Below are 16144 nucleotides of genomic sequence, written 5' to 3'. Positions count from 1 at the left end.
GACAATGTTCTAGACGGGCAGCCGCACCGTCGCACGCAAGCCGCCGAGTGGGGAGTCGCCCAGAATGATGTCGCCGCCATGCGCGCGGGCGATGTCGCGGGCGATGGCGAGCCCGAGGCCCGTGCCGCCGCTATCGACATTGCGGGCCTCGTCGAGGCGGAAGAACGGGCGGAAGACGTCCTCGCGCTGGTCGGGGGGGATGCCCGGCCCGTCATCATCGACCATCACGATGAGGTAGCGCGCATCGTGGGTGGCGCTGATCGCGATGCTGTCGCCGAAGCGCGAGGCGTTGGAAACGAGATTGGTGAGCAGGCGGCGGAAGGCATCGGGCCTGATTACCACCAGCGGATCGCCGACGACCTTGAGATGGGTCTGGTGGCCCTGGCGCTCGGCGTCGGATTTCAGGTCTTCGAGCAGGGCGCGGATATCGGTCTCGACCGCGGCCTCGCCGGCATCGCCGCGGGCGAAGGCGAGATAATCCTCGAGCATGCGGCTCATCTCGTCGACATCCTTTTCGAGGGCGTCGAGGTCGGGGGATCGCTCCAGCAGCGCGAGTGAGAGCTTGAACCGGGTGAGGATGGTGCGCAGGTCGTGGCTGACGCCGTTCAGCATCGTGGTGCGCTCGCCCATGGCGCGCTCGATGCGGCGCTTCATCTCGATGAAGGCATTGCCGGCACGGCGGACCTCGCGGGCGCCGCGCGGGCGGAATTCCGGCTCGCGGCCCTTGCCGAAGGCCTCGGCCGCGTCGGCGAGGCGCAGGATCGGCCTGATCTGGTTGCGCAGGAAGAGCACGGCGATGGTCAGCAGGATCAGCGAGGTGCCGATCATCCAGATCAGGAAAATATGGCTGTTCGAGGCATAGGCCTGGCTGCGCCGCGTCAGTACGCGCATGACGTTGGGGCCGAGCTTGATCCTGATCTCGATCAGGCTGGAGCGGCCGACCGTGTCGAGCCAGAAGGGCCTTGCGACCTGCTGACTGAGCTCGGCCGAGAGCGCTGAATCGAGCAACGAGAAGAATGGCCGCGGGCCCGGCGGCGGCAGGTCCGTATCGGGGATGATGTCGACATCCATGCCGAGCCGATTCTGGGCGATGCGGGCGAGCACGGAGGCATCGGCATCCTGCGGATAGCTCTCGTAGACATCGATCAGCGCCGAGATTTCCGAAGCCACCGCCGAGGACAGGCGCTGCGTCACCGTCTGCCAGTGCCGCTCCATGAAGACATAGGCGACGACCGATTGCAGCAGCACCACCGGCGCGATGACGATGACCAGCGCGCGGGGATAGAGCCCCTTCGGCATGTAGCGGCCGATGAGGCGAAAGGGCCGCTCGCCGAATTTGAGCAACGGCCTCAGGCTAAGCGCCAGCCCCGCCCATCCGCGCTCGATGGCGGCGCGGACTCGGCCAAGGCCGAGACCGGCGGCCTGGGCGAGGCGCGCGTGATGGGTTTCGCTCGACATCGGTCGTTACCCGCGGTCCGTCACCAGCCGGTAGCCGATGCCGCGGACGGTCTGGAGATAGAGCGGATCGGCCGGATCGCGCTCGATCTTGCGGCGCAGCCGGTTGATCTGGACATCGATGGTGCGGTCGTTGGCGGCGGAGCCTTGCGCCGCGAGCTGCTCGCGCGGGACATGCTCGCCGGCATGCTCGGCCAGCGTGGTCAGGATCTCGCGCTCGCGCTCGGTCAGGCGAATGGTCTCTTCGCCCTGCCTGAGCTCGCCGCGCGCCAGCCCGTAGATGAAGGGGCCGAAGCGGACGAAATCCGGGCGTGTGCCGGATTGGGCGGTATCGACGACCACTGTCCGCTTCATGATGTTGCCGAGGCGCAGGATCAGTTCACGCGGCTCGAACGGCTTGGGCAGGTAGTCGTCGACGCCGATTTCCAATCCGTTGATGCGGTCGGCGCTGTCGGCCCGGGCCGTCAGCATCAGGATCGGGATATTGGACTCGCCGCGGAAGCGACGCGCGAAATCGAAGCCGTTCTCGCCCGGCATCATGATGTCGAGCACGATCGCGTCGAAGACGAGATGCGTCAGCCGGGAATCGGCCTCGGCCGCATTGGCGGCAGTGGTGACGCGGTAGCCGTGATCGCCGAGGAAGCGCGCCAGCAAATCGCGCAACCGGCGGTCGTCGTCGATCACCAGGATATGCGGTGCCTCGTCGGGCACTGGCTTGAGCGCGCTGCTTGCGGCCATCTGGGCTCCTTTTTGCGTCGGCGGCTCGATCCGGGCCGCGCTTTTCGCTCCATAGATAGCACAGACCGGTCAGGCTCGGGGGCTGCTCGTCGTCGCGGGCCGGATAACATTGTCTAACCTTTTGAAACCGTGCCCTACGGACGCGACGCCTTCGCGCCGGACGAGGTTCGGCTTCAATCCGGCTGGGCGAGCGCGTTCAGTACTTTCTTGCGCTCGGACGGGTCGATCAGCCCGGCGAGATAGCGCGCGACGATGTCGCCCGCCTCGGGTCCGACAATGGCGAGGGCGGCATTGACGCGCTTCGCCTGCAGCTGCGCCAGCCTGATGGCGAGCTCGCGGCCCGAGGTCGTGGCGTAGAGATTGCGCTGCCGCTTGTCCTGCGTGCCCATGCGGGATTCGACGAAGCCGGTCTCGACCAGCTCCTTCAGCACGCGGTTGAGGCTCTGCTTGGTGATCTGCAGGATGTCGAGCAATTCGGCGATGGTCAGGCCGGGGCGGCGCTGCACGAAATGCAGGACGCGATGATGGGCCCGGCCGAAATTATAATCGGCGAGGATGCGGTCCGGGTCGCTGACGAAATCGCGATAGGCGAAGAACAGGAGCTCGATCAGCTCGTAAGGCACGTCCGCAGCGCGGGCGGGCCGGGGCGCTTCGGTCGCTCCGACTTGCGCATCGGTCATGGCGCGCTCCCTTTTTATGTCAGCCATGTTGACATATCTCAGACGGAAGATTACCGGTCAAGCATGCCGCGCGACTGAATATGTCGCATTTGCCTGTTGTCGCGCAGCATTCGTTCCGCGCTTGCGCCCGGCGAGAGGCTGTGGCGGAGTCCCGGGCAAAAGAACGTTCAAGAGGAGTTGCCCATGTCTGTCATTCCTTTCGACCAGCGCGACGGCGTGATCTGGTTCGACGGCAAGCTCGTGCCGTGGAAGGACGCCAAGGTGCACGTACTCACCCATGGGCTGCACTACGGCTCCTGTGTCTTCGAGGGCGAGCGCTCCTATGACGGCGTCATCTACAAGTGCACCGAGCATTCGAAGCGGTTCCACAAATCGGCCGAGCTGATGGATTTCGACATCCCCTATTCGGTCGCCGAGATCGACGAGGCCAAATATCTCTGCCTGCGCGAGAACGGGCTGAAGGACGCCTATATCCGCCCCGTCGCCTGGCGCGGCTCGGAGATGATGGCGGTGTCCGGCCTCAATAACTCGATCCATACCGCGATCGCGGTGTGGGAATGGCCGAGCATGTACGACATGGCCCAGAAGCTGAAGGGCGTGCGGCTCGACATCGCCGAATACCGCCGGCCGGACCCGGCCTGCGCGCCGGTTCATGCCAAGGCGGCGGGCCTCTACATGATCTGCACGCTCTCGAAGCATAAGGCCGAGCGCGCCGGCTATGCCGACGCGATGATGCTCGACTGGGAAGGCAATGTCGCCGAATGCACCGGCGCCAATATCTTCTTCATCAAGGATGGCGTGATCCATACGCCGCAGGCCGATCGCTTCCTGAACGGCATCACCCGCCAGTCGGTGATCGAGCTGTGCAAGCAGCGCGGCTTCGAGGTGATCGAGCGCCGCATCCGTCCGGACGAGCTCGAGGGCTTCTCGGAATGCTTCATCACCGGCTCGGCCGCCGAGGTGACGCTGGTCTCCGAGATCGGCCCCTACAAGTTCATCACCGGCAATATGGGCAAGGTGATCATGGAGGATTACTCCGCCGCCGTGCGCCCCTCCGCCAAGGCGGCCTGAGCGCCAGCTAGATCGGACCGGATATCGTATCCGGTCCGATGATCCAGCTGCTTGTTTTCGCATCGGCTCTTCCGAAAACCGCAAGCCACGTTTCGGGCCGATGCGCTAGAGCATTTCCGCGTTTCTTCGAATCGCGAAAATTCTCTATCTACTTGTTTTGACGCATTTTCTTCACGCGAACCGGTATCCACTTCGCTCGAAAATGCTCTAAAAGACAAGTGAGCGGCGTCCGCCGCTCACTTCACCACCTTCACCTCGCTGCGAAAGAGCGTCAGCCACTCCTCGGAGGGCAGCTGGCGGCATGCGTCCATCGTTTGCAGTGCGCTCATGACGAACGCCTCGCCGGTCCAGGCAAAGCTGCCGGTTTGGCCGCAATCGCCGACGCCGCGGGCCTTGGCGAAATAGACCATCTCGCCAGCGTTCGGCGCATAGCCTGAATTGATCAGCGTGTTGTCGTTGTCGCGCCCGAAGTTGACCCTGTCGGCGCTCGTCATCGCATCGCCCCTGATCATCCAGTAGCCGGTCGAGACGTTGTAGGCGCCGCTGCCGCAGGGGATTCCGATCAGCGTGTAGCCGCCGGCGAGCGGCCAGGCCTGGTCGGCGTCGCGGAAGGAACCGTCATCAGTGGTGCAGGCCTTGGGATCGATGATTTCGAGCCGCTTGCGCAGCGCGGCACCCAGCGATTTCGCCTTTGCCTCGTCGAATTGCGGCCCGCTCGCCCTGGCGCTGATCACCGGCAGTGCCGGTGCCTTCGGCACGGTGCTCGCCGCCGCCGGGCCCTTGCGGATCAGAGCAGACACCGTGTTGAGCCGCCCCTGCTTCTCGTCGATCCAGAGCAGGGCGGCGACCGAGCCGGCGAGCGAGATCGTATAGGTCGTGCCGGCCATGGTGGCGGAGAGCTTGGTCGCCTTGCGCATGGCGTTCAGCAGCGCATCCGCGTCGGCCGGCGAGAAGACGAGGCGCGCGGTCTCGGGATCCGCGACCTTGGCAGCCGAGGGGCTGCCATAGGGCGCGTCGTCGAGCGCGAGCGCGATCATCAGCGGCGCCTTGAGCTTGCTGCCGGTGAGGGTGAGCGACATCGACACGGCGCCGTCGGGACCGGCGGGGCGCTCGAGCTTGAGGAAGCCGATATCCGTGGTGCTTTCATCGGGCAACGAAATGGCGGTGCAGCTCTTGATATTGTCGCAGCCGGCGAGCCACTCGCGGAAGGTCTTGCTCTCCCCGGGCCGCTGCGTCTGCGCCTGCGCGGCGCCGGTCACAGTCAGCAGCAGCGCGCCCGCCTGCACGGCGAGCTTCCCTCGGCCCCATCCCCCGCACATATCGTCAGCTCCAGCGTTCGGCTGCCTTGTCGTCTTCGCCCTTGGCCTCGACCCAGCTGCCCGTGCTGCCGTCGACGAGGTGCTCGCGCTTCCAGAACGGGGCGCGGGTCTTCAGGTAATCCATCATGAATTCGGCTGCCTCGAAAGCAGCGCGGCGATGGGCGGAGGCGGCGACGACCAGCACGATCTGCTCGCCGGGCTTGATCATGCCATGGCGATGGATGGCGACGAGCCCGCTCAAGGGCCAGCGGTTGGCGGCCTCGGCCGCGACGCGGCCGATCTCGGCCTCGGCCATGCCGGGATAATGCTCGAGCTCGAGCGCCGTCAGCCTGCCGCCTTCGTCGCGGCAGAGTCCGGCGAAGGTGACGATCGCGCCGATATCGGCACGGCCGCCGGTCAGGGCCGCCACCTCGGCGTTGAGGTCGAAATCCTCGGCTTGAATGCGGATGACCGGGATCATCTCAGCCCCCGCTTCAGGCATCAGCCGCCCGTCATCGGCGGGAAGAAAGCGATCTCGCTTGCGTCGGCAATCACCGCATCCGGCTTGACGTGGCTGTGGTCGATCGCCGCGCGCACGATGGCCTCATTGTCGAAGGCGGCCTCGTAGCCCTCGCCGCGCGTCTTCAGCCAGCGTACGAGATCGGCGATCGTCCGCGTCTCGGCGGGCAGCTCGACCTTCTCCTCGGCGAGCCCGATGCGCTCGCGCACCCAGGCGAAATAGACGAGCTTCAGGGTCCGGGTTCGGGTCTCGGTCAGCGTTTCGGTCATGGTCATGGTGCGCGCTCGTCCTCCTCAACGAGGTGTCGGATGCCCGCGTTGAAGTAATCCCACCCCGTATACATGGTGAGAAGCGCGGCCAGCCACAGCATGACAATGCCGATCTGGGTATTATAGGGCAGAACCTTGTCGCCCGCGGGGCCGGCGACGAGGAAGCCGAGCGCGAGCAGTTGCGCCGTCGTCTTCCATTTCGCCACGTTGCTGACGGGAACGCTGACCTTGAGCTCGGCCAGGAATTCGCGCAGGCCCGAGACGAGGATTTCGCGGCAGAGGATGACGATAGCGGCCCAGAGCGACCAGCTATGGATCGTGCCGTCGGCGACCAGCATCAGCAGCAGCGCGCAGACGAGCAGCTTGTCGGCGATCGGGTCGAGCATGCGGCCGATCGCCGATTGCTGGCTCCAGGCGCGAGCGATCCAGCCGTCGAGATAATCAGTGACGGCGGCGCCGACATAGATCGCCAGCGCGCACCAGCGCATCCAGTCGTCGCGCGGCCAGAACAGCAGCGCCACCAGAGCCGGGATCGCCACGATCCGACCGTAGGTCAGCAGGTTGGGCAGCGACCACGGGCCGCGCCGCTTGATTGCGTCCGGAAATATCGTCACGGCCTCCACCAAAACAGCAGGGTTGTGACAGCGTCAACACGCAATCCCGCGAGGCGGCCAGACGCCTCAGGCATCGTGAAAAAAGTCATGCACGGCCTTGGCGGTGGCTGCGTTGACGCCCGGCGTGCGCATGAGGTCGTCGAGCTTGGCGCGCTGGATCGCCTTCACGGTGCCGAAATGGAGCAGCAGCGCCCGTTTGCGGGAGGGGCCGATGCCGGGAATCTCGTCGAGCGGGTTCTTGGTGAGGTCGCGCTTGCGGCGGGCGCGATGCGTGCCGATGGCGAAGCGATGCGCCTCATCGCGCAGGCGCTGGATGAAGAACAGGGCGGGATCGCGCGGCGGCAGCTTGAAGGGCTCCTTGCCCGCCATGAAGAAGGTCTCGCGCATGGCGTTGCGATCCTCGCCCTTGGCGATGGCGACGAGCGCGATATCGGTGACGCCGCATTCGGCCATGATCGTGCGCGCCGCCTCGAACTGGCCCTTGCCGCCGTCGACGATGACGAGATCGGGTCGCGAGGGGAAGGCGGTGTCGTCTTCGGCCGGCTCAGGCGCAGCCGAGGGCAGCATGTCGGCCTGAGCCTCGTCAGGGATGGCAGCGGGAGAGCGACTCGAACCCCCGACAAAGCCGGTGCCTGCCTCCTCGAGGCCGGTCACAGGGGCTTCCGGCGCTTCGTCTGGCGCCGGCGCCTGCTGGCCATTTTCCTTCGCCAGGCGCGTAAAGCGCCGCTTCAGCACCTCGCGCATCATGCCGAAATCGTCGCCGGCGATGGTGTCGGCCGAGATATTGAAGGTGCGGTAATGGCTCTTCATGAAACCGTCCCGCCCGGCGACGACCATGCCGCCGACCGCGTTCGTGCCCATGATGTGCGAGTTATCGTAGACCTCGACGCGGCGCGGCGGCCTGGTCAGTCCGAAGGCCTCGCCCAGCGCGCCGAGCAGGTGCTGCTGCCCGGCATTCTCCGCGAGCTTGAGCGAGAGCGCCTCCTTGGCGTTCTTCTGGGCATGGGCTGCGAGATCGCGCCGTTCGCCGCGCTTCGGCGCCACGACCTCGACCTTGCGGCCGGCGCGGGCCGAGAGCGCCTCGCCGATCAGGCCGATCTCCTCGACCTCGTGCGAGAGCAGCACGAGGCGCGGCGGCGGCTTGTCGTCGTAGAACTGGGCAACGACCGAAGCGAGCACCTCCTCCGGCGTCAGGCTCTTGTCGGCGCGCGGGAAGAGGGCGCGGTTGCCCCAGTTCTGGTGGTTGCGGAAAAAGAAGATCTCGACACAGAAATGCCCGCCCTGCTCGTCGATGGCGAAGACGTCGGCTTCCTCGACGCTCTGGGTGTTGATGTCCTGGCCGGCCTGCACCGCCGAGAGCGCCGCGAGCCGGTCGCGATAGCGCGCCGCTTTCTCGAATTCGAGCTCCTCCGCCGCATCCTGCATGCGGGCCGAGAGCAGTTGCTTCACTGCCGAAGAGCGGCCGGAGAGGAAGTCGCGCGCCTGTCCGACCAGCGCCTGGTAGTCGCCATGCGAAATCTCGCCGGTGCAGGGGCCGGCGCAGCGCTTGATCTGGAAGAGCAGGCAGGGCCGCGTGCGGTTCTCGTAATAGCTGTCCGAGCAGGAGCGGATCAGAAAGGCCTTCTGCAGCGCGTCGATGGTGCGCTTCACCGCCCAGACCGAAGCGAAGGGGCCGAAATAGTCGCCCTTGCGTTGGCGCGAGCCGCGATGCTTGGCGATCTGCGGGGCCGGGTGGTCGCCGGTCAGCAGGATATAGGGGAAGCTCTTGTCGTCGCGCAGCAGTACGTTGTAGCGCGGCCGGAGCTGCTTGATCAGGTTCGACTCGAGCAGCAGCGCCTCGGTCTCCGTCCCCGTGGTGACGAATTCCATGTTGGCGGTCTCGGAGATCATCCGCGCGACCGCATTCGTATGCGCCATGCCGCGGGCATAGGCCGTGACGCGGTTCTTCAGGCTCTTGGCCTTGCCGACATAGAGCACCTCGCCGGCACGATCGAACATCCGGTAGACACCCGGCTTGTTCGGCAGGTGCCTGGCGAATTGCTGGATCACCTCGATGCCGTGCTTCAGCTCCGAGGGCGAGGCCTCGTTGATCTCGGCGGCGGGCAGCAGGGCGGGGGACGTATCCTCCTCCTCGAATTCGTCTTCCGGCAGATCGTCTGGGCGTTCGCGATTCATGGCCTGCATGTATGGTGTCGGAAGGGCTTCGTCATGTCAGGAACGTGATCGGCGTCGTCCGAGCGGCCGGATTTGGGCATTGCCGCCGGGCCTGCCGCGCGTCCCAATGCGAAGGATCGTTCCAAGGGCCGCTCCCGTCGAGGACTCGAGATCATGTCTGCACCGGATAATCTGCGAATCGTCCTGGCTTCCCGGCCGACCGGCCGGCCTGGCCCGGAAAACTTCCGGATCGAGCATGCCGCGTTGCCGAGCGTATCGGACGGGCAAGTCCTGCTGCGCATCCTTTATCTCTCGCTCGATCCCTATATGCGCGGGCGCATGAGCGCCGTGAAATCCTATGCCGCACCGGTCGAGATCGGGCAGGTCATGGAGGGCGGCACCGTTGCCGAGGTTCTCGAAAGCCGCCTGGCTGATTTCAAGCCGGGCGATATCGTGCTCTCGCATTCGGGCTGGCAGAGCCATGCCGTGGCCGATGGCTCCAGGCTGCGCAAGCTCGATCCTGCCGCGGCTCCAGTCACGACGGCGCTTGGCGTGCTCGGCATGCCTGGCTTCACCGCCTATTCGGGCCTGCTCACCATCGGCCAGCCCAAGCCGGGCGAGACGGTCGTCGTGGCGGCGGCGAGCGGGCCGGTCGGCTCGGCTGTCGGGCAGATCGCGCGGCTGAAAGGCGCGCGTGCAGTCGGCATCGCCGGCGGAGCGGAGAAATGCGCCTTCGTCCGGGAGACGTTCGGGTTCGACGCGGTCGTGGACCATCGCTCGCCTGATCTCGCCGCGGAATTGGCTGCCGCCTGTCCCGATGGGATCGACGTCTATTTCGAGAATGTCGGCGGCAAGGTCTGGGATGCCGTCTTCCCGCTGCTGAACGGCTTCGCCCGCATTCCGGTCTGCGGGCTCGTCGCCCAGTATAACAGTAGCGGCGAGTTCGAGGGGCCGGACCGCCTGCCTGTGGTCATGCGCCAGATCCTCACGAAGAGCCTGACATTGCGGGGCTTCATCCAGACCGAGTTCGCCGCGCAGCGCCCGGCCTTCCAGGCCGAGATGGCTCGCTGGATCGCGGAAGGAGTGCTCAAGTACAAGGAGGATATCGTCGAAGGGCTGGAGCAGGCGCCGCAAGCTTTCATCGGCCTGCTGGAAGGCCGGAATTTCGGCAAGCTGATCGTCAAGGCTTGAGCGGGACGGCGGCCGCATAGCCTTTTTGCTTGACCGCATCGCGGCGCGGTGGCCATCACCTTGCGCCCGAGCCTCGTCGCGCGAGTTGTCCATGCCCGTCTTCGCCATTCCCTTCCCGGTGATCGACCCGGTCGCGTTCTCGCTCGGGCCGCTCTCGGTGAAATGGTACGGGCTCGCCTATGTCGTCGGGCTGCTCGGCGGCTGGTGGTATGCGCGCCGGCTGGTCTCGGCCGAATCGCTCTGGGGCGGCCTGAAGCGGCCGCAGCCCGACGAGCTCGACGACATGCTGCTCTTCGTCGCGCTCGGCGTCGTGCTGGGCGGGCGGCTCGGCTTCGTGTTGTTCTACGATCTGCAGCGCTATCTCGCCCGGCCGCAGGACATCATCGCGGTCTGGCAGGGCGGCATGTCCTTCCATGGCGGCCTCGTCGGCGCGGCCACGGGGCTCTATCTCTTCGCGCGCAGGCGCGGCTATCCGGCGCTCAGCGTGTTCGACCTCGCCGCGACCGTGGTGCCGATCGGGCTTTTCCTCGGGCGCATCGCCAATTTCATCAATGCCGAACTCTGGGGCCGGCCGGCGCCGGATTTCCCCTATGCGATGATCTTCCCCAATGCCGGCCCGGTGCCGCGCCATCCCAGCCAGCTTTACGAGGCCTTCGCCGAGGGCATCCTGCTCTTCATCCTGATGGCGCTGATCGTGCGCGCCGGCGGCTTCAAACGGCCGGGCTTCGTCGCCGGCGTATTCGGCATGGGCTATGCGCTGGCGCGGATCGTCTGCGAATTCTTCCGCGAGCCCGACGTGCAACTCGGCTTCCTGTTCGGCTCCGATATCAGCGCCCTGAACGGCGGCATCACCATGGGCATGCTGCTGTCGCTGCCGCTGTTCTTCGCCGGGTTGGTGCTGGTCCTGCGCGCCAGGCGGGCGAGCGCGTGAACGCGCTGAAGGCGGAGCTGATCGACCTGATCCGCGAGGAGGGGCCGCTCAGCATCTCCCGCTACATGGCGCTCTGCCTCGGCCATCCCCGCCACGGCTATTACATGATGCGCGACCCGTTCGGCGCGCAGGGCGATTTCACCACGGCGCCCGAGATCAGCCAGATGTTCGGCGAGTTGATCGGGCTCTGGGCCGCGACGATCTGGCGGGCAATGGGTGAGCCGGATCCGATCCGCCTGGTCGAACTGGGGCCCGGACGCGGCACGCTGATGGCCGACGCGCTGCGGGCCGCGAAGGCCGTGCCCGGCTTTCGCGCTGCGCTCACGGTGCACCTGGTCGAGATGAGCCCGGTGCTGCGGCAGGCGCAGGCGCGCATGCTGGCCGGCCTGGCTGAGCCGCTCTGGCATGACAGGATCGCGGATGCGCTGGATGGCCCGGCCATCGTCATCGCCAACGAGTTCCTCGACGCGCTGCCGCTCGACCAGTTCATACGCAGCCAGGCCGGTTGGCAGGAGCGTCTGGTCGGGCTCGATGGCGGCGGCGAACTCGCCTTTGGCCTCGCGCCGGAAGCGGAGACCTCGATTACCATCGCGGCGCCGGAGGGAACCGTGCTGGAGCAGCCGCTCGCAGCATTGGATCTGGTCGCGGCGGTTTCGCGCCATCTCGCGCGGGCGGGAGGCGCGGCCCTGTTCATCGACTACGGTTCCTCGCGCACCGGTTTCGGCGACACGCTGCAGGCGGTGAAGCGGCAGCGCCAGGCCGACCCGCTGGCCGAGCCGGGCGAGGCCGACCTGACCGTGCATGTCGATTTCGAGCGGATGGCAAAGGCAGGGCTGGGGGCCGGCGCCGCTGCACATGGCCCGGTCACGCAGCGCGATTTCCTCGCTGCCATCGGCCTCGCCCAGCGCGCACAGGCGCTCTCGGCCAAGGCGAGGCCGGAGCAGGCCGCGGCGATATCGGCCGCCTTCGACCGGCTCATCGAGCCCGGAGCGATCGGCATGGGCGAATTGTTCAAGGTTCTGGCGCTATCCCATCCCGGCCTGCCGGCTCTGCCCGGATTTGACCTTCATCGCCTGCCACAGCAACAGGCCTGAGCCAGCCGAACCGGAATCAGCGATGTTCATCTCCTCTCCCGACCTCGCCCATGAGCCCGGCATCCGGCACGCCTTCTTCACCCGCCAAGGCGGAGTCTCGACCGGGATCTACGCCTCGCTGAACGGTGGCGTCGGCTCGGCCGACGATCCGGCGGCAGTCACGACCAACCGGGCGCGGATGGCCGCGCATCTCGAGATCGAGCCGTCGCGCCTCGTCAGCGTCTACCAGGTCCATTCCTCCGATGCGGAGGTGGTGACCGGTCCCTGGCCGGGCGAGCGGCCAAAGGCCGATGCGATGGTGACGGTCGCTCATGACGTCGCGCTCGCAATCTCGACTGCCGATTGCGGGCCGATCCTTTTCGCCGACAGCGAGGCGCGGGTGATCGGCGCCGCCCATTCCGGCTGGAAGGGGGCCTTCACCGGTATCGTCGGGGCGACGGTCACCGCGATGGAGAAACTGGGCGCCAGGCGCGAGCGCATCCTGGCCGTGCTCGGGCCGACGATCGGGCCGAAGGCCTATGAGGTCGGGCCGGAATTCCTGGAGCGCTTCAAGGCCGAGAACGCGACCTATTCGCGCTTCTTCCACCCCTCCGAGCGGCCGGCCCACGCGATGTTCGACCTGCCCGCCTTCATCGCGCTCAGGGCGCAGGAGGCTGGAATCGGGCGCTTTGTCGATCTCGGCCTATGCACCTATAGCGACGAGGCGCGCTTCTACAGCTATCGCCGCACCACCCACCGCAACGAGCCGGACTATGGCCGGCTGATCTCGGCGATCGTTCTGAGCTGAGCCGGCCACACGGCCTGGTCGCGCCGGCTCATCGATTGCACGCTGCGTCATAGTGGCGCATGCTCCCGGCGGCCATTCGGCCTGATGGGGGTATCATGGAACAGATACTGATCAATCTCATCGCCGGTGCGATCGGCGGGAATGCGGCGGGCAAGGCCTCGCCGAGTTTCGATCTGGGAACCCTTGGCAACACCATTGCGGGTCTGGTCGGTGGCGGCGTCCTCGGACAGCTGGTTCCGCTCGTGCTGCCTGCGGTGACCGCCGCGGCGGCCGCCGGCAATCTCAGCGTCGGCGGTATCATCACCCACCTGATCAGCGGTGGCGCGGGCGGCGCGATCCTGACCGCGATCATCGGCGCGATGAAGAACAAGACGGCGTGAGCCGCCTGGACCATCGGACCGGATACCGTATCCGGCCCGATGATCCGGCTCCTGCCCGCATGGGGCGCCTTGCTTCAGCCGACGATGTCGGGCGTGCGCCAGGCGAGATGCTGCCCCGAATCGACCGCGATCATCTGACCCGTCACCCATTTCGCCCGCGCGAGGTAAAGTACCGCCTCGGCGATCTCGCCGGCCTCGACCCGGCGCTGCAGCAGCGATCCTGCCGCCTCCGCCGCCATCAGTTCCTCGCCCTCGTACTGGTTTGGCAAGGTCGGTCCGGGCCCGACGGCATTGACCCGGACGCGCGGCGCGAGCGCCTGCGCCATGGTCACAGTGGCGGTCAGCAGGGCCGATTTGGTGAGGGTGTAGGAGTAATATTGCGGCGTCAGCTTCCAGACGCGCTGGTCGACGATGTTGACGATGCAGCCGTCGCGATCGGCAGGGAGGCGGTTCGCCAGCGCTCCCGCCAGGACAGAAGGCGCGCGCAGATTGATCGAGAATTGCCGGTTCCAGGTCGGGACGTCGAGGTTTCGGATATCGTCGACCAGGAAGCTCGAGGCGCTGTTGACCAGGAGCGTGACCGGGCCGAGCGCGGCTTCCGCCGCGGGGATGATCCCGTCCACGGCCGAGGGATCGGCGAGGTCGCCGGTCACGACCGCCGCCTTGCCGCCCTTCGCCCGCAGCTCCGCGGCCAGCGCCTGGGCCTCCGCCAGCGAGTTCTGGCAATGGATGACCACGGCATAGCCTTCCGCCGCGAGGCGCTCGACGATGGCGCGGCCAATCCGGCGAGCGCCGCCGGTGACGAGCGCGATCTCAGACATCGCCGTTCCTGCCGTTCCTGTGGCGCTGCAGGCGCCGCTCCCAGTGCTTGGCGGCGCGCAAATACCGGTAGAAAGCGAAATTCATCGCGGTCATGAAGCCGTAGAGGCCGCGCAGGGCATGGCGGCGGCCGATATAGGCCTTGATGAAATTGGCGGGAAACTCGCCGACCATCCTCAGGACCGAGATCGTCTCGCCGCGCTGGTCGAGGTCGTCGGCCTGGGCGTCGCTATAGGCATTGAGCTTGGCCATCTGCTCGCCGAGCGAGCGCACCGAATAATGATGGATCGTGCCCTTGAGCTTGGCGACCCTGGCGCCGGGCAGGAGATCGACGCGGTCATGAACCGGGGAGGGCGAGTAGCGGCCCTTGTCGCGGCGATAGAGCCGGACCGGCGCCAGCGCATAGGCGAAGCGATGCGGCGCGCGCTCGCCCGGGAAGAGCTCGGCGATGCGCAGCTTGTAGGCATCGGCTGCCGGCTCGCCGTGAGCGAAGAGCGCGGCGATCTCGGCCGCCAGATCGGGCGGCACGACCTCGTCGGCATCGATATTGAGCATCCAGTTATAGCGGCACTGCTCTTCGGCGAAGCGCTTCTGCTGGCCATAGCCCGGCCAGGTATTGAAGATGACGCGCGCGCCGAGGCCCTCCGCCACGGCCTGCGTGCCGTCGGTCGAGCCGGAATCGACGACGATGATGTCGTCGCTCAGGCTCTGCACGGCGCTGATCGTGCGGCCGATGCGGTCAGCCTCGTCGCGGGTGATGATGAAGATCGAAAGCGGCGGCACGCGACCCGTCTCGGTTTGCCCGAGCTTCGGGTCTGAACGCCCGATTCGGGATTGAATGCATGGATATCAGGAGTTTGCGATTCAGGCAGCGATCCAGAATGGCGGATCGTTTTGGCGAGGCCACCATGCCCGATTGTGGCAGCAACTGCCAAGCGCGGCCGGTCCTTCACCCGCCATGGCGAGGGTTAGAGCGGCGCGAGGCTGCCTCGATTTGTTCGACGCTTGCCGAGAGCGGCGTCGCCTGATCGCAACGAGACCGGTTTCTAGGCAGGGGCCAGCGAACAGGCGGCGACCATCGTCGCGATGGCTAGAGGAGACCCGCCACAATTTCGTTTAGTCGCGCGGGAACCTTGAGCGGGGCCGCGCGTTTTTCTCGGCGCGTGAAGGATTTGGTAAATGATTTACTAGTATTCCGTTGCGGCGCGGGTGTGGTTTAACAATAGTTAACGCGAGTTGATGAATTGGTAGAAGTCATCCAAATTCGTGCCACATTTTCGCCGCGGTCTGTGATGGAGATGTGCTTCGACGGCAACAGACATCAGGGCCATCGGGCCCTATAAGTGGCCCATCGAAATCGAACGCCGCGCCATGCGGTGCCAGCGACGTCTACTGAGGAGTATATGATGAAGAACTACCTGCTTTCGGGCGTCGCAGCCCTCGGCCTTCTCGCCGCCGGCGCGGCTTCTGCTGCCGACCTGCCGTCGCGTAAGGGCCCGGTTGCGGCTCCCTACTATCCGCCGGTTTTCACCTGGACCGGTTTCTACGTCGGTGCCAACGCTGGCTACGCCTTCGGCCAGGTCGACTCGACCAACTTCGGCGTTCTGAACAACTTCGATGATCCGGATGGGTTCATGGGTGGTGGCCAGATCGGCTACAACTACCAGATCGGCCAGTGGGTCATCGGCGCCGAAGCCGACTTCCAGGGCGCTGACCTGAAGGCGAGCTCCTTCGACTTCCTGACCGGTTCGCGCGCCTCGAACGAGCTGAACTGGTTCGGCACGGTCCGTGCCCGCGTCGGCTATGCCTTCGACCGGTTCCTGCCGTACGTCACCGGCGGTTTCGCTTACGGCAACGTCAAGAACAAGATCGCGACCCCGCTCGGCACGTTCAGCGACGACAACACCCAGTGGGGTTGGACGGTCGGTGCTGGCCTCGAATACGCCTTCACCAACAACCTGACGGCCAAGGTCGAGTATCTCTACACGGAGCTCGACAAGGAGACCATCACGGTTCCGTTCGGCACCTTCACGGGCGACGTCAAGACCAAGTTCTCGGTCGTTCGCGCCGGCCTGAACTACAAGTTCTAGTCTACGCCTGTCACCTTCGGGTGATGAGAGCCCGGTGGCTTCGGCCACCGGGT

Annotated in this window: 17 protein-coding genes; 7 read left to right on the top strand and 10 right to left on the bottom strand. The window is 66.2% G+C overall.

What is annotated here, in order from left to right; all coding sequences use genetic code 11:
- Positions 1-9 precede the first annotated feature (9 nt).
- From EV560_RS01360 to EV560_RS01350, 3 genes are all read right to left on the bottom strand, one after another.
- Complete coding sequence (locus tag EV560_RS01360) at positions 10-1458, bottom strand: ATP-binding protein (protein ID WP_248311841.1); 1449 nt, start codon at positions 1456-1458, stop codon at positions 10-12.
- Positions 1459-1464: 6 nt separating this feature from the next.
- Positions 1465-2193, bottom strand: a complete 729-nt coding sequence (locus EV560_RS01355; RefSeq protein ID WP_131853262.1) for a response regulator — start codon at positions 2191-2193, stop codon at positions 1465-1467.
- Positions 2194-2366: 173 nt separating this feature from the next.
- Complete coding sequence (locus EV560_RS01350; RefSeq protein ID WP_348982178.1) at positions 2367-2873, bottom strand: MarR family winged helix-turn-helix transcriptional regulator; 507 nt, start codon at positions 2871-2873, stop codon at positions 2367-2369.
- A gap of 183 nt (positions 2874-3056) precedes the next feature.
- Between EV560_RS01350 and EV560_RS01345 the strand changes: the two genes are divergently transcribed.
- Entirely contained in the window at positions 3057-3944 is an 888-nt protein-coding gene (locus EV560_RS01345) for a branched-chain amino acid aminotransferase (RefSeq protein ID WP_131853258.1), read from the top strand.
- Between the two features lie 236 nt (positions 3945-4180).
- Here EV560_RS01345 and EV560_RS01340 read toward each other — a convergent pair whose 3' ends face one another.
- The 5 genes from EV560_RS01340 to uvrC all read right to left on the bottom strand — a co-directional run bounded on the left by EV560_RS01340 (position 4181) and on the right by uvrC (position 8829).
- Complete coding sequence (locus EV560_RS01340) at positions 4181-5230, bottom strand: DUF1176 domain-containing protein (protein ID WP_165923266.1); 1050 nt, start codon at positions 5228-5230, stop codon at positions 4181-4183.
- Between the two features lie 37 nt (positions 5231-5267).
- Positions 5268-5723 carry a molybdenum cofactor biosynthesis protein MoaE gene (locus tag EV560_RS01335; RefSeq protein WP_248311840.1) on the bottom strand — a complete coding sequence of 152 codons (456 nt, stop codon included), beginning with the start codon at positions 5721-5723 and terminating at the stop codon, positions 5268-5270.
- 20 nt (positions 5724-5743) lie between these two features.
- Positions 5744-5995, bottom strand: coding sequence for a molybdopterin converting factor subunit 1 (moaD, locus tag EV560_RS01330; RefSeq protein ID WP_131854682.1), 252 nt, complete (start codon positions 5993-5995; stop codon positions 5744-5746).
- Between the two features lie 38 nt (positions 5996-6033).
- Positions 6034-6645 (bottom strand): CDP-diacylglycerol--glycerol-3-phosphate 3-phosphatidyltransferase, encoded by a 612-nt coding sequence (pgsA, locus tag EV560_RS01325; RefSeq protein ID WP_131853252.1) that lies wholly within the window; start codon positions 6643-6645, stop codon positions 6034-6036.
- A 66-nt stretch (positions 6646-6711) separates the two neighbouring features.
- Positions 6712-8829, bottom strand: a complete 2118-nt coding sequence (gene uvrC / locus EV560_RS01320) for an excinuclease ABC subunit UvrC (protein ID WP_465246968.1) — start codon at positions 8827-8829, stop codon at positions 6712-6714.
- A gap of 144 nt (positions 8830-8973) precedes the next feature.
- Here uvrC and EV560_RS01315 point away from each other — a divergent pair, with 144 nt between their 5' ends.
- From EV560_RS01315 to EV560_RS01295, 5 genes are all read left to right on the top strand, one after another.
- Positions 8974-9990: an NADP-dependent oxidoreductase gene (locus EV560_RS01315; protein ID WP_131853248.1), complete on the top strand. Its 1017-nt coding sequence runs from the start codon at positions 8974-8976 to the stop codon at positions 9988-9990.
- Positions 9991-10081: 91 nt separating this feature from the next.
- Positions 10082-10921, top strand: coding sequence for a prolipoprotein diacylglyceryl transferase (lgt, locus tag EV560_RS01310; protein WP_131853246.1), 840 nt, complete (start codon positions 10082-10084; stop codon positions 10919-10921).
- Positions 10918-12015 carry a class I SAM-dependent methyltransferase gene (locus EV560_RS01305; protein ID WP_165923265.1) on the top strand — a complete coding sequence of 366 codons (1098 nt, stop codon included), beginning with the start codon at positions 10918-10920 and terminating at the stop codon, positions 12013-12015. The genes lgt and EV560_RS01305 overlap by 4 nt, the downstream gene beginning before the upstream one ends.
- A gap of 22 nt (positions 12016-12037) precedes the next feature.
- Positions 12038-12802, top strand: a complete 765-nt coding sequence (pgeF, locus tag EV560_RS01300) for a peptidoglycan editing factor PgeF (RefSeq protein ID WP_131853244.1) — start codon at positions 12038-12040, stop codon at positions 12800-12802.
- Positions 12803-12897: 95 nt separating this feature from the next.
- Positions 12898-13182, top strand: coding sequence for a hypothetical protein (locus EV560_RS01295; protein WP_131853242.1), 285 nt, complete (start codon positions 12898-12900; stop codon positions 13180-13182).
- Between the two features lie 74 nt (positions 13183-13256).
- Here the strand turns inward: EV560_RS01295 and EV560_RS01290 are convergent, their stop codons facing one another.
- Positions 13257-14003 carry an SDR family oxidoreductase gene (locus EV560_RS01290; RefSeq protein WP_131853240.1) on the bottom strand — a complete coding sequence of 249 codons (747 nt, stop codon included), beginning with the start codon at positions 14001-14003 and terminating at the stop codon, positions 13257-13259.
- Positions 13996-14784 carry a glycosyltransferase family 2 protein gene (locus EV560_RS01285; RefSeq protein WP_131853238.1) on the bottom strand — a complete coding sequence of 263 codons (789 nt, stop codon included), beginning with the start codon at positions 14782-14784 and terminating at the stop codon, positions 13996-13998. Before EV560_RS01285 ends, EV560_RS01290 begins: the two co-directional genes overlap by 8 nt.
- Positions 14785-15407: 623 nt before the next feature.
- On the opposite strand from EV560_RS01285, the gene EV560_RS01280 reads away from it, so the two are divergent.
- The gene (locus EV560_RS01280) at positions 15408-16091 is read left to right on the top strand and encodes an outer membrane protein (protein ID WP_131853236.1); all 684 of its coding nucleotides are present in this window, start codon (positions 15408-15410) and stop codon (positions 16089-16091) included.
- Positions 16092-16144: the final 53 nt, after the last annotated feature.

The sequence above is a fragment of the Allobosea sp. BK604 genome (assembly GCF_004341515.1).
GTDB lineage: Bacteria > Pseudomonadota > Alphaproteobacteria > Rhizobiales > Beijerinckiaceae > Allobosea.
Note: the sequence above shows the minus strand (reverse complement) of the source record. Positions and strands in the feature narration are given on the sequence as shown.